This is a genomic window from Chitinophaga skermanii (assembly GCF_003259335.1).
GTDB classification, from domain to species: Bacteria; Bacteroidota; Bacteroidia; order Chitinophagales; family Chitinophagaceae; genus Chitinophaga; species Chitinophaga skermanii.
Map to the genome: position 1 here is coordinate 574617 of NZ_QLLL01000003.1, position 14624 is coordinate 589240.

General features: G+C 41.2%; 8 protein-coding genes. 5 read left to right on the forward strand and 3 right to left on the reverse strand.

Annotation, left to right across the window (positions count from 1 at the left end):
- Positions 1 to 47 precede the first annotated feature (47 nt).
- From LX64_RS10155 to LX64_RS10165, 3 genes are all read right to left on the reverse strand, one after another.
- Complete coding sequence (locus LX64_RS10155) at positions 48 to 6392, reverse strand: fibronectin type III domain-containing protein (RefSeq protein ID WP_111597520.1); 6345 nt, start codon at positions 6390 to 6392, stop codon at positions 48 to 50.
- Between the two features lie 611 nt (positions 6393 to 7003).
- A complete protein-coding gene (locus tag LX64_RS10160; protein WP_111597521.1) occupies positions 7004 to 8056 on the reverse strand; it encodes an acyltransferase family protein in 1053 nt (350 codons plus the stop codon).
- 44 nt (positions 8057 to 8100) lie between these two features.
- Positions 8101 to 9288 carry a glycosyltransferase family 2 protein gene (locus tag LX64_RS10165; protein ID WP_211324786.1) on the reverse strand — a complete coding sequence of 396 codons (1188 nt, stop codon included), beginning with the start codon at positions 9286 to 9288 and terminating at the stop codon, positions 8101 to 8103.
- 566 nt (positions 9289 to 9854) lie between these two features.
- Between LX64_RS10165 and LX64_RS10170 the strand changes: the two genes are divergently transcribed.
- Genes LX64_RS10170 through LX64_RS10190 form a run of 5 tightly spaced genes read left to right on the forward strand, consistent with a single transcriptional unit; the run spans position 9855 to position 14620 of the window.
- Positions 9855 to 10247 (forward strand): response regulator, encoded by a 393-nt coding sequence (locus LX64_RS10170; RefSeq protein ID WP_111597522.1) that lies wholly within the window; start codon positions 9855 to 9857, stop codon positions 10245 to 10247.
- Between the two features lie 46 nt (positions 10248 to 10293).
- Positions 10294 to 11439 carry a sugar transferase gene (locus LX64_RS10175; RefSeq protein WP_245952615.1) on the forward strand — a complete coding sequence of 382 codons (1146 nt, stop codon included), beginning with the start codon at positions 10294 to 10296 and terminating at the stop codon, positions 11437 to 11439.
- Between the two features lie 40 nt (positions 11440 to 11479).
- Positions 11480 to 12397 carry a glycosyltransferase family 2 protein gene (locus LX64_RS10180; protein WP_111597523.1) on the forward strand — a complete coding sequence of 306 codons (918 nt, stop codon included), beginning with the start codon at positions 11480 to 11482 and terminating at the stop codon, positions 12395 to 12397.
- Between the two features lie 19 nt (positions 12398 to 12416).
- Positions 12417 to 13439, forward strand: a complete 1023-nt coding sequence (locus LX64_RS10185; protein WP_111597524.1) for an NAD-dependent epimerase/dehydratase family protein — start codon at positions 12417 to 12419, stop codon at positions 13437 to 13439.
- Complete coding sequence (locus tag LX64_RS10190; RefSeq protein ID WP_111597525.1) at positions 13397 to 14620, forward strand: glycosyltransferase family 4 protein; 1224 nt, start codon at positions 13397 to 13399, stop codon at positions 14618 to 14620. Before LX64_RS10185 ends, LX64_RS10190 begins: the two co-directional genes overlap by 43 nt.
- Positions 14621 to 14624: the final 4 nt, after the last annotated feature.

Below are 14624 nucleotides of genomic sequence, written 5' to 3' on the forward strand. Positions count from 1 at the left end.
TGAAAAAATCCGGTTAATAAAACCGGATTTTTTCAACCCAGGAAATATTATCGTTTAATCAACTTGACTGTTTTTTCAGCTTTACCGTCGACTAAAATTTGTAATAAATACATACCCGGAGGTAAGTTGGCCGGAACGTTCACTTTAGATTGGTTTGTTCCACTGAATGAACCAAACACTTCTGCGTGAACAAGGCGACCTGTCATATCGTACAACAATCCAGCTATTCTGCTTGGGTTACCATCTTTCGACATCGTCAAGTACAGATCTTGTTGGAAAGGATTCGGGAACGCATTCAACAATTCAAAACTATGACCCTTCACTGCGCTCTCTTTGCTATTTTTAGCAGCCATTTCCATATCTCTCAACACATTCTTCTTAGCGTAAACCGTCATACCATTTTCAGCACCGGTACCGTCGTTGTTTGAAGCTTGAACAATCAAACCATTTAGGTAACCGTATTGGCTAGCCGCAGAACCATACACGCGGATGAAGATTTCGCCATCGCTGTTTGGTACTACTTTATGGATCGTAACAGTATTAGCTGTATTAAGTGCTGCATTGAGGTTAACTGTAGTTGTTCCAATTTGGTAAACCGTTGTTCTATCACCGGCACCATTTCTACTGCCGAAGAAGGTGAATGAGTATACCAAAGATTGGTTCAAGCCGCTAACACGTAAGATAGCTGTATCACCACGATCGAGGTAGTAAGACTCTCTCATTACGTTATCTGGAACTACACCGCTGTTGTTACCCGTGTTCATACCCACGTTGTTTGTACCGGTGAAGTTTCTAATAGTGGTAATGAGCATGCCTGTACCATTGCCATCGTCGTCGGTTGGGTTCACAATTTGCTGACCCAAGTAAGGCAAGATGTTCGTGTTATTCCAAGGAGCAGCAGCACCATAATCTACAGAGAAGTTCACATACACACCGTATTTCAACGTAGTGATAACGGCCACATTGCTATAATCTGAGAATGATGTAGTGCTGATCTTAGCACGTACTTTATAGTAGTACTTCGTATTGGCAGTTAAACCAGTGTTTGTGTAAGTAGTTACATTGGCAGCAGTAGTTGTTACCAAAGTATACGTACCCAACAAGGTAGTAGAACGGTAGATTTCGAAACCGATCTCGTCGCTCGTTTTATCTTGCCATTTTAATGTTACAGAAGTACGGTTTGGACTTAATGCTTGTAAAGCAGTAGGAGCAGGAGGAATGCCATTGTCAACATAACCTTGTAAAACAACCGCACCTAAGTAACCATAGCTGCTACCAGTACCTCTTTGAACAGAGAAGGTAATTTCGCCATTGGTTGGGCTTACGCCGTTAATTTGAACAGTGTTAGTAGTGTTGCTTGCTGCATTCAACGTAACTGTAGTTGAACCTACTGTGTAGTTAGTGCTTCTATTATCGGTTACAGCACCACGGCTACCAAAGAACACGAGGTTGTATTTTTTATTGGCATCTAAGCCAGTAAATTTCACGCTCTTCGCGGTCGTTGTTTCTTCGTAGTAAGCTGTTTTCATTACTGCATCAGGATAAACACCTGAGTTATTACCAGTTACAGCACCTAAGTCGTTCGCACCCGTGAAAGCATTTACAACTGTTACGCCGATTGAAGTAGCAGCACCTGTTTCATCCGTTACGTTTGCAATAGCAGCGCCGGCAGTTGGCAGCTTATTAAAGTTGTTCCAAGGAGCAGCTGCAGGGTCCGAGTTATTGAAATTGATGTAGTAAGAAGTAAGGTTTTTATCTTTTACTGTTACTGACACTGTTTTTGTATCGGAACCACCGTTCACGTCGGTAGCTGTAATGTTAATTGTGTATTTACCAATATGCAAGCTATTGGGCGCTAAGATTAAGTTACCAGAACCGTTACCGTTATCTACCAAGGTAGCAAAAACAGGTAAAGTGCTAGAGCTTAAAGTGATCGCTTCTCCTGGATCGTCGGAAACTGAAATAGGTACATAGATCGTTGTATCAGTTTTCGCTAATACAGCAGGAATATTTGCAATGATTGGGTTTTTATTAGCTGCTTTAATTGAAACGGTATCAGAAGAAGCTGAAGCTCCGTAACTATTAATGGCTTGTAAGTAGTAGAAGTAGGTAGTGTTTGCAACAGCAGTAGCGTCTGTATATGTTACTGCGTTAGCATTTGTAGCACCACTGTTCAACAAAGTATAAGTACCCGCTTTAGAAGTTGAACGATATACATAATATGCCGATTCATTGAATGCAGCATCCACCCAGTTTACTTTCACGCCGTTAGCAACTGTTTCAGCCGATACGTTACGTGGTTTAGCAGGAGGGTTGCCATCATCGTACAATGCATCAATAACCAAGGCGTTGAGGTAACCGTATTCGTTGTTGGTATTTTCGATATCGATTGTGATTTCACCAGCTGTAGGCAATACGTTATTGATTGCTACCGTGTTGGTGGAGTTACCAATCGCATCCAAAGTAACCGCTGTACCATTGATGGTGTAGCGCGTTAAACGAGGGCCGGCACCGCCTGGGTTTGTTCTACTGCCAAAGAAAGTAAATGTATACTTGAAGTTAGGCTGGCAACCAGTTAATTTGATTGTTTGCTTAGCGTTTTGTGTCCAATAAGCAGATCTGATAACTGCATCCGGGTAAATGCCAGAGTTATTACCGGTATTTACACCTAACAAGTTAGTAGCATCGCCACCACCAATGTTTTGCCAGTTAGTTACCACTTTGATACCCAACGTAGTTGTAACGTTGTTAGCATCTTTCAAGTTTTGGAAGTGGTCGTTGATAGCCGGCGCTTTTGCTGTTCTATTCCAAGGAGCAGCAGCAGTATTACCAGAGCCACCGAAGCTAACGTAGATTTTTTGGTTCGGGTTAACATCGTTTACAGTGATCGTGAAAGATTTAGTATCTACACCGCCATTGCCATCGTTAACAGTAATAGTAATAGGGTAAGTACCGTTATCACTATAACCCGGTGCTAATGCGATAGACGCTGTTCTATTGCTTGTTGTTAAAGTAGCAAAGCTAGGTAAACCAGTAGCTGTCCATGTTAATACATCAGCTGCATTATCATCACTTGCTGTAAGGTTCACAGTGCTAGTAGCAGCTTCGTTCAACGTAACGTTTGAAATCGCTGTTAATGCAGGTACAAAGTTGTCGTTTACAACAAGGTTGAACGTAATTGTATCAGCACCTCCATGTTGGTCATATACAGAAACCGCAATATTGTTGTACGTATTTTGATCGGTGCTCGTTGGGTTGAATGCCAAAGTAGCCGTACCATTTCCGTTATCGTTTAAGAAACCAAACGATGGGATATTGGAACCGTAGTATGTTAATTGTTCACCATCAGCATCGCTAGTAGTGATTTCAATTACCATTTGCGTACCGTAACGCATTGTACGATTACCAATATTGGTATTAATAACAGGAATATTATTCTTAGTAGTAGCCGAACTTTCGTTAGAATAGTTACCATTACCACCAGCATTTCTTGCACGTACTTTATAATAATAAGTACTGTTAGAGAACAAATCTTCATCAACATAGCTAGTTGTATTCGCTGGCAACACTTTCAACAACATATAGTTGCTGTTGTTAGGTTGAGAACGGTACACTTCGTATGCCAATTCATTTGTAGCTACATCGTTCCAAGTTACGTTTACAGATGTAGTACTTGCTGCTGTTGCTAATAAATTCGTAGCTGCCGCCGGTACTGCAGGTAACGCTTGTGTAGTTGTGTTAGCGGAAATGAAGTTAGAAGAACCACTGGAGTTGATTGCTTGTACACGGTAGAAATACTGTGTGCTTGCGTTTACCAGGGAATCAACGTATGTTTTCACATTCGCATTATTCGTAGCAATCACGACGAAAGGTCCAGCGCTTGCTGTAGCACGGTAGATTTCGAAACCAGATTCGTTATTGCTATTATCGTTCCACGATAAGTTCACTTTGTTATAAGCAGGAGAAGTGGCCACCAATGAAGTTGGATTCGCAGGTTTTCCTGTTGGCATTGTAAGCGTATCGTTAAATACTGAATTTGGTACCAATTGGCGCGTTGTGATACCTGTTGGTGTGTTCGACCACCAGATAGCCATATCTTGACCACCACCAGCTTCAAAGAACGCAAATGCTACTTTCTGTAGCCCTTTGGTTAAGTAAAGTGTAACAGGAGAAGAATAAGTAGAACCATGTAAGCCGTCGTGGTTAATCGTTGGCGTACCTGTTGGGTTATAATCGCCAAGGTAAAACGCACTACCATCATCCGATTTCAATTCGAATGTATAGTTACCAGTAGCTGGGATGTTCATATAACCTGTCCACAAGAAACCGAAGTTATCGCCTTGTGTAGCCGGTGATAAATCACTTACGTTATTTACCACGCCTTCTTTTACCGGTGTAAGGGTGTTGAAGTTTGGTAATTGTGACCAAGCAGTTGGAGTAGTATAGAACTTGTAATTCAAACCATTCAACTTAGCAGCAACAGTCAATTGATTGCTTGACGCAGAAGTATTTCCACGGACGTCGCGGGCTTTGATCGTGATGTTATATACAGTACGATTCGTTAAACCATACAAACCATAAGTAGTTGCTGGTGCATCGATCGTATAAGTTTTCACACCGTTTATATAAATATCATACTTGGAGATAGCAACTTCACCTACAGATGCAGTCCAATTGAGTTGCATAGACGTAGGTGTGATATTGCTGGCAGTAAGATTACCTGGGGCAGATGGAGGTTTTACGCTACCATTTTCCGTAGTAGTAGTTGCTTCTGGTGTAACAGCAGCAGCACCATTACCGTTTACTGCACGAACGATATAGTAATATTGCGTGTTTGGAGAAAGGTTGATATCGGTAAACGTTAATACACCTTGACCAACAATACCGACCAATTGGTAGTTAGCACCAGGCGTTGACGTTCTGTAAACTTCGAAACCTGTTTCATCATATTGCGGTGCAGGGTTTTCGTTCCAATATAAGCGGATTGAACTTTCATTCACAGCAACAGCCGTTAAACCTGTAGCAGCCGGTGGTGCATTGTTACCTGCAGCATTTACAACTAAGTAAGGATTCGATTGTGCACTATTACAGCCTTGTAAATCGGTTACTTGCACAATGTAGTTACCTGCGCTAGTGGCATTGTAAACATTTGAAGTACCTAATGTGGTAGCTGTATCAGAAGTTTTCTTCCATTTAAAACCGAGATAATCGGTAGGTACACGCATTTGAACGCTGTTCACACCGGCTGGTGTTGGAATCACGTTACTAGATAATGTTGGTACAACTGAAATGGCAGGAGGAGGGGTACCGGTTCTTACTGAAATAGTAACCGGGATAGGCGACCAATAACTCCAATCGCTACCACGTTTCAAGCGTGCTTTATACACACCTGGCGTTGTAGCTACAATGGTATTACCCGTAGCGCCTGCAATCAATGTGTCGTTCTTCATCCATTCGTAACCATCAAAACCGGCAGTAACGCCAAGGGTAACATTGATAGTTTCGTTAGGACAAAAGATTGTTTTGCCATATAATGGCCAAGGATTTGTTTTGTTAGCGCGGTTAGCCCATGGGAAGAAATCACTTTCACCCCACGCGTTATACCAGCAACCATGTCCCACACCAGGATACACAGTACGCTTGATATTACCACCCACACCTAAAATTGTGTTTTGCAAAGCTTGAGATGTACCAGGATCTGGGTTGGTATCATCGCCACCTTGGAAGTTCCAAACCGAAGTATACTTGAACGAATTGGCTGAGTTACCAAAACTTAAAGATGCCGCGGAAATTGGTCCCGCTGCAGCTACTAATTTTGGATATGCAATCATAAACTCCCAAGTAGCAGAACCGCCACCTGATAAGCCTTCAACAATGATCCTGTTCGGATCAACTTTAACTTCTGGAACGAAATAGTTGTTGATCAATTCAGCGATTGTACTGTAATCGCCTGCACCATAGAAACCATTGTCGTTTTGTGGATAAAATAAGAATCCATCAAAACTACCATCGTTTACTTTTTGCGCGTGTAATTGACCACCATGGTAAAGGGAATACTCGTTATCATAGTTAGTACCGGCTTCGCCTACACCATGAAAAAAGATAATTAGTGGATACGTCTTTCCATCGTTCACGCCGTGCTGATAACTCTTGGGGAATTTTAACCTAAATTGAACGCCTTTGTAAATGTAGCATTTGTAGTCGTCGGTGTTAAAACCTACACGGTCGGTCTTAACCCATTTTGTTAATTGGTTGAAATTTGGAGCTGCCGGGGGCGACGCCGCATTGTACTTCACAATCGGGTCGGCCGGGTTGAGTACACCTGTTTGCGCAAAAGCATTCGCCATGCTGATGAGCATTAACAGGGTAAGTAGGTGGTAGAATTTTTTCATACACTAATTGTTGAAAAACCTGGTAATGATTGTATTTTTTTACGCTTGTATGAAACCCTTTAGGCAATAAGGTGCCCTTTGGATCCATTACTCAGATCTTCCATGGGATGTGGTAGAAATATTCAGTTAATTACACATGGGGCAACATTACGTTGTAGCGTAATAACCGTGAGGTTCTTAAATAGGAAATGAGGTTAGATAATTATTAGTCGGCAAAATACATATGTATCCATGCTCTAAACAATTTCACAAAAAATGATAACGCGGTGTGTATTCGTCTAAAATTTCCAGGAAATTGATCGCAAGTTATACATTAATCCTTTCAATGTGCACTTAACTTGGTAAAATACATATAATTGGCGGCGAAAAGTTGATTTTACAAATTAAACGCAACAGTAATAACCTAGATCAAAGATGTAAAATATATTTAATATTACAAAATATTTAATTAGCTGATTCCTGTTTTACAATACTTATCACATTACAAAAAATTACATTTTAATACCGGGGCGATATATTTTCAATTTGATAAGCGGTGCTAGCGACTAATTCAACTGCAACGCCGTTACAAAATAATTGTATAAATGGTTGTTTTCGGGAGATAATTGACATTAGCACCCGATTAAAATCCGGCTGTTTTTTCCCGTTATTTTTTTAATGATGATGATCGTTACCGTGGTTAATATCATCACTAGGGAAAAACTAATCACCCAATTCAAGATATTACCGGGGATTAATCCACCTACAATTTTCTCGCCCACCTTCCTCACTATCAAAACATAATAATAATGCAAGAAGTAAATCCCGAAACTCAAAGAAGCCAACGTGGCGAATATCTTCGGCACGTGTGCATCCAACTTCCAAAACCAATAAATAAAGAAACCACAACACAACATCTTCTGCAAATACATCCAAGGACCAGCAATAATCTCAAAGTAATAACATGCTGCAAAGGCAGCGAGGGTTAAAGCAGTGATAAATACCCAAGTTTTTTTTGCGAAGGCTAAATACTGGTTTTTATATCTACTCATAAACATCCCAAACACGTAAGCAGAAGCAAAGTACGTCGCAGTTCTTGGTGTATCACTTAAGTTTTCGCCGCGTTGTACGTACATCGACACGGCCATTAACAACAATAAAACCCAATACAGCTTAGGGTTACGATCGATTGTAATGAATACAGGCGCCAATAAATAATAAATTGCTATTACTGGAATAAACCACAACTGAGGCATGTGCGCGCCCCTGGTTATATAATATATTAACTGTTGCCCGAGCGACCAATTCTCAAAGTTCGGGTACAAAGTCGTTACAATACCCGGAACATCCTTGAAATACAAACGGTACACAAGAATTGGTATCGATATGATAAAATAGGGGATGATAACATTTTGTAGTTTCTTCTTTAAGTACGATTTGTACTCAAATTTATGCCCGAGGTATTGGAACAAGTAACCCGACATGAATACAAACATAATGGTACAATCCTGGAAGATAATATCAAATACCAGCTTGGTTTTAGAACCTGTTGGCCATTCAAGTAATATATGAATACTTACCACCAACAAAATCACGAATCCTCGGAAATTATTGATGTAGTTTAAAAACGATTGTTGCCCATTTTCCTTAATAGGCGGGAGGTTCAAACTTTTTGCAGAAGGCATGCCTTAATCTTACTTTAATAGTTGTTGTATCAATTACTTATATGCTAAGCCGCAGTTGTAGCGGTTTGTCTATTTGCTTTTTCCCATGTAACGGCTTGTTTTTTGCGTATGAAGCGCCAAAATCCTTGGTACACAGCTATATTCATGAACAAGAAGTAATAAGGAATATATACGGCTTTGTGTTTAATATTTCTCCTAGATAAAATGAAACCCGCTATAGCCAATACATAAAACAATGCTTGACCCGCCATCACGCACATATAAAACCAATTAGGTGAGGTAAGTAGTAATATAATGTTCGACACCAATAACAATGGCAGCGATAAAGGACTCAGCGTCCAACGGAGTACACGGTGTGAAATATATTGCCAAGTTAGTAGGGGATGCTTCCAAAATTGTAGTAAAGCTCCCAGTTTACCAATAGCTTGGAAGCCACCGGCGCTTATTCTTATTTTACGCTTCTCTTCTTCGCGCATGTTACCGCTAGGTGTTTCCATGGCGTATGCATCGGGCGCGTAGGCTACGCGGTAGCCTTTTAGGTTAACGCGTAACGAAATCACGAAGTCGTCCAATATAATACCCGGCTCTACGGGTTCATACAATTTTGTTCGTATACTAAATAGCTCCCCAGCCGCACCTACCACGGAATATAATTGAGCATCCCATTTCTTCAGGGCTGATTCGTATTTCCAATAAATCCCTTCGGTGCCAGCAGCATTCTCAGAATCGAGGGCAATTACTTTCTTCTCCCCGGCAACACCACCAGTTTGAACATCAGCATAATGTTTAACAATATTCCGGATCGCCTCCTTGTTTAATAATGTATTAGCGTCGCAAAAAATGGCGATCTCGGCTTGCACGGTTTCCATTGCACGGTTAAGTGCAGCCGTTTTACCTGCGCGTTCAGGTTTATGTAATAATGTTACTTGTGAATAACGTTCTATAATGCGGGGGGTACCGTCTGAAGAACCATCGGTGATGAAAATGATCTGTAGTTTACCGGTAGGGTAGTCGAGTGAAAGGGTGTTCTTAATTTTCTCTTCTATGAAGCTTGCTTCGTTATACGCTGCGATGATAAGAGCAGCCGTTGGTTCGAAAGCTGGATCGAAAACAGGCCGTTTTTTAACTAAGTACTTTATTTTCACCAGTATATACAATAATACACCGTAGCCGACGTAATTATAAAAAACGATGAATAACGTGATGTAAAATATGATAGTAATTGCTGTCATAGGCGCATTGGGGGCTAATAAGGCGCCAAATTAAATAACAAAATTGAACCTTCCTAGAAAAAGACCTGCGGCAATATCTCATTTCAAAACACTCACGCGCGAATTCTGACCATTCACGAGAAAAAATAGTCCATTTACCAATTTGGATATATTATGAAAATACGGTTTATATACTTTTGGGGAACAATTAGTACAAAGTGCGAGTGAAATGATGGTTTTGAAAATTTTTTGATAAGATTTGCAAGTATTGCCAATTATTAATAATTTTACCATCGTAAGTTTAAGACATATCAATATCATATCAAGACCTCTTCCTTTAAAAAACCTGGCAAGTAATTTTAACTCAATGCCGACATTGACCCTATAAAGAACCTAATAAAAAAACCGTGAATTAATCAAATGACATACAGCTATTCGTATGCGTTTTACTAATCGCGTGCCTAAATTTTAACGGCTTATCCTTGAAAGATCGGGCTTGTACAAAGCAAAGTATAATTAAATACCAAAATCGCTTGGCTTGTACACACCGGTTTAACAATGCGTTTTTTATTAGTAAACACCTATAAATGAAAAAGACAATTTTAGTTGTTGATGATAGTGCCCCAATTCGATTTTTACTCGAATCTATTCTAGGTAAACAGTACAAAGTGTTTTCCGCCCCAGATGGCTTAACGGCTATGATGTGGTTATCAAAGGGTAACAAGCCTGATTTGATTATCACAGATATTCAAATGCCGAATATCGACGGATGGGAGTTGGTAAGATACTTAAGCGGTAACGAAATGTATGATAACATTCCTGTGATCGTATTGTCTGGTGCCGAAGAAGCGAACGCTCACAACAACAGCTTGGAGTACAAAGTTGCTGAATACATCCGCAAACCGTTTGATCCAATGAAGTTGATGGAATCTGTAAACAAGTGTATCACGCTGCAGCCTGTTATTACAATTGCTAGCTAAGCCTTGCATCTACAGTATTTTTTAATGTAAAGCCCCAAGTTTGTTTATGATTTTTGACAAACCACTACACCTACCAGGGCAAAAAAGGAAACCGCTAACGACGGTTATTTCTCTGCCATCCGACAGCCTGATGCGCTTTGCGATGTTCATTGGGCATAGTTTCCCTCAAAGCCATCTTTATCTTACACAAGATGAAGAAATGGTGACTGCTACTGCTATCCCTGTTGCAAAAAAAATCTTGAAAGAGCGTTTAAACAATAACGTCACCCCAACATTCATCATCTGCAACATGGAAGGCGGCGAATCTCTTTTGCCAGGCCTCCTCGAATTATTACAAGATCACAAGCATTATCGCAAAATCCCATTTTTCGTTTACGCAGAATCGTTAGACACCGTTCAGAAAGAAACCCTTTCCAAACTAGGCGGTATCGACGATATTATCACTGCTAAAACAACCCCTGAAGAATTTTCTACTAAACTCCAATTCGCAAGAAAGTTCCGATTACTTTCTGCGAAAACACAAATGGAAGAAAAGCAACAAAAACGCATGCTCACCAAGCAAAAGGTTGACTATGTGTTGAAAAGAGGTTTCGATATCACCGCCTCCGGCTTGATTCTCCTCGCTTTATCGCCCGTATTCCTGGTGATTGCTGCCGCCATAAAAATCGATTCGCGTGGACCGATTTTCTATATCTCTAAACGTGCCGGCAATCGCTATAAAGTATTCAATTTCTACAAGTTCAGAACCATGGTGGCAGATGCCGATAAACGTGTCAAAGATTTAAGCCACTTAAACCAATACGACGTTAATAACGCCAATGGTGGTCCTGTTTTCTTCAAACTCAGTAACGATCCGCGCGTAACAAAGCTAGGTGCCTTCTTACGTAATAGTAGTATCGATGAGTTGCCACAATTACTCAATGTTTTATTAGGCGATATGAGCCTCGTAGGCAACCGCCCATTACCATTATACGAAGCTGCCAGCTTAACAACCGATAACTATGCCGGCCGATTCCTTGCACCTGCAGGTATCACTGGGTTATGGCAAATCAAAAAAAGAGGACAAAAGGAAATGAGTGTGGATGAAAGAATCAATTTAGACAAGGATTACGCTGAAAAAACATCATTCTTATACGATATGTGGATCTTAACAAACACCCCAAAAGCGTTGATCCAAAAAGACAATGTATAAGATTTATAGGAACCATCAATAACCGAGTACAGTACATACAATGACAACGACACCCAAAAGCAACCCACTTGTGTCGCTGATAACGTTGAATTTCAACCAAACAGCGATTACCTGTGAGTTTCTTGAATCAACTAAACTATTAACGTACAAGAATTTCGAAACAATCGTCGTAGATAATGGCTCGAAAGAAGACCCTACGGCGCAGATATTAGCGGGCAATTACCCGAATGTACAAGTATTGGTAAGTCCTACTAACCTAGGATTTACCGGTGGCAATAACTTTGGTATGCACCATGCCAAAGGCGATTTTATTTTTATCGTGAACAACGATACGGAAGTAACTCCCGACTTGCTTGAACGCCTGTTGGCACCCTTTGAGCAAGATGAAACTATTGGTGTTACTTGCCCAAAAATTCGCTATTTCCACAACCCCGATACTATTCAATACGCAGGCTTCAACCCTATGAACTTGTTCACAGGCAGGCAATCGGCAGTTGGTAGTAAAGAGGTAGACAATGGGCAACACAACCAGCCGGGCTTTACACATTGTGCGCACGGCGCCGCTATGCTCGTTAAACGCGAGGTAATTGAAAAAGTAGGCATGTTTGCCGACAAGTTTTTCATTTATTACGAAGAAAGTGATTGGAGCGCACGCATTATCCGCGCGGGCTTCAAAATTATGTACGTGGCCGATGGATTAATTTACCACAAAGAATCCATCACCATGGGTAAAGAAAGCGCTATCAAAGTGTATTACCATACCCGTAACAGGATCCTGTATATGCGTAGGAATACCAACTTTATGCAATTAATGGCATTCTCGCTTTTCTTCACTTTCCTCACTTTCCCCAAGGGTGTAATGAAATATACACTAAAGGGACAGTTCCAGCATTTGAAATCGTTTTTGAGAGGGGCGTTCTGGAACCTAACTACCTCTAGTTATTCACCCGTATCGTAACAAAAAAAAATTGGCAATCATGATAACATCTTTAGTAACAGGCGGAGCCGGATTTATTGGTTCTCATGTCGTAAAACATTGTTTAGACTTAGGTCACCGTGTTGTTGTACTCGACGATTTAAGTGGTGGTTTTGAAGACCATATCCCGCAAGGGGCCATCTTCGTGCAAGGGTCGGTAGTAGACGATGTATTGGTAACAAACCTCTTCGAAGAATACAAATTCGACTACGTTTACCACTTAGCAGCTTATGCAGCGGAAGGCTTAAGCCATTTCATCCGCCGCTTCAACTATAATAACAACCTCGTGGGTTCGATCAACCTGATCAACGAATCCATTAAGCATAAAGTAAAATGCTTCGTGTTCACTTCATCTATCGCTGTGTACGGCGCTGGTCAATTACCGATGCGTGAAGACATGGTACCGCAACCAGAAGATCCATATGGCGTTTCTAAATACGCTGTGGAACTAGATTTGAAGGCAGCACATGAAATGTTTGGCTTAAACTACGTGGTTTTCCGCCCGCATAATGTATACGGTGAAAACCAAAACATTGGCGATAAATACCGTAACGTAATCGGCATCTTCATGAACCAAATCATGCAAGATCAACCATTAACAATCTTCGGTGATGGCGAGCAAACACGTGCTTTCAGTTATATCGATGATGTAGCTATTCCTATCACCAATTCGGTGAACATCCCTGCTGCTTATAACCAAGTATTTAACATCGGTGCCGATAAACCTTACACGGTTAATGAATTGGCACAAGTTGTGAGCGATTGCTTAGGTGCCGATTTGAAAATTAATTACCTCGCTGCACGTAATGAAGTGATGCATGCATATAGCGATCATGGTAAAGCACATAGCGTATTTGGTGCCGGTAGCGGTATTACTTTGAAAGAAGGTATCGCTCGTATGGCTGCTTGGGCTAAAGTGGTAGGTGCGCGCAAGAGCAAGGAGTTCGAAAACATCGAGATATATGAAAAATTACCCCAAGGTTGGGAAAAGAAAAACACAACTACAACCGCCGTTCCAGCGTAATGACTAAACCCAAAATAAAAGTATTACAAACCATCCGCCAAGGTTTGATTGGCGGAGGAGAAACCCATGTGCTTGGCTTAGTTGAAACACTCGACCGTACACTGTTTGACCCCGTGGTTCTATCGTTCACCGATGGACCTATGATCACCCGCTTAAACGAAATGGGTGTGAAAAATTTTGTAGTGCCTTCCTTGAAAGCGTTTGATATAAGGCAGTGGCAGAAGGTAAAGGCATTACTGCAAAATGAACAAATCGACCTTGTGCATGCACATGGCTCGAGGGCTGCGAGTAACTTAATGTTACCCGCTAAATGGTGTGGCTTGCCGTTAATTTATACTATACATGGTTGGTCGTTTCACGACGATCAACCATTCTTACAACGTACCATCCGCGAACTCAGCGAAGGCGTGATCACCCGGAGTACACGGTGTAATATTTCCGTTTCTGCTTCGAACCAAGCAACGGGTATTAAACATATCCGGGGATTCAAATCCGAAGTTATCAACAACGGCATCGACCCGCGTAGGTTCGACGTAAACGGTCAGTACAAAGACATCCGCTCAGAGCTAGGCATTCCAACAGAGCATACCCTCATTTCTTACATCGCCCGCATTACGATTCAAAAAGATCCTATCACCTTGGTGAAAGCCTTTGCCGATGTATTACAACATACCAAAGACATTACCTTATTGGTAGTAGGTGATGGTGAGTTGAAAGAAGAAATGATGACAACGGCCATGCAACTCGGCATACATAGTAATATTGTATACCAGCCATTCCGGTTAGATATCCCAGATATCCTGCATGCCAGCGACGTGTATTGCTTACCATCTCTCTGGGAAGGTATGCCAATTGGCTTGCTGGAAGCAATGGCCATGGGCAATGCTGTTATTGCTACCCAGGTAGACGGTTCCCGCGAAATTATCCAACACCTGGAAAATGGTTGGCTGGTAGAACCCGGTAATAAAGAGTTACTGGCCAATGCTATGTTGAAATTGCACGAAGAGAAATACTTCAGAACGCTTTTACAGAAGAACGCCGTGACTACCGTGTTGGAGAAATATAATCTCCATCACATGACACGCTCCGTAGAAGATATTTATTTATCCGTGATGCAGCGTAAGAGGCCGTCTTCGTTCTTTCATCAAACCAGTACAGAAAGTATTATCACACCACAATAATTCA

Excerpts from the sequence above, each read along its gene's own strand:
- LX64_RS10155 (WP_111597520.1), bottom strand. The coding sequence starts at position 6,392 with ATGAAAAAATTCTACCACCTACTTACCCTGTTAATGCTCATCAGCATG.
- LX64_RS10160 (WP_111597521.1), bottom strand. The coding sequence starts at position 8,056 with ATGCCTTCTGCAAAAAGTTTGAACCTCCCGCCTATTAAGGAAAATGGG.
- LX64_RS10165 (WP_211324786.1), bottom strand. The coding sequence starts at position 9,288 with ATGACAGCAATTACTATCATATTTTACATCACGTTATTCATCGTTTTT.
- LX64_RS10170 (WP_111597522.1), top strand. The coding sequence starts at position 9,855 with ATGAAAAAGACAATTTTAGTTGTTGATGATAGTGCCCCAATTCGATTT.
- LX64_RS10175 (WP_245952615.1), top strand. The coding sequence starts at position 10,294 with ATGATTTTTGACAAACCACTACACCTACCAGGGCAAAAAAGGAAACCG.
- LX64_RS10180 (WP_111597523.1), top strand. The coding sequence starts at position 11,480 with ATGACAACGACACCCAAAAGCAACCCACTTGTGTCGCTGATAACGTTG.
- LX64_RS10185 (WP_111597524.1), top strand. The coding sequence starts at position 12,417 with ATGATAACATCTTTAGTAACAGGCGGAGCCGGATTTATTGGTTCTCAT.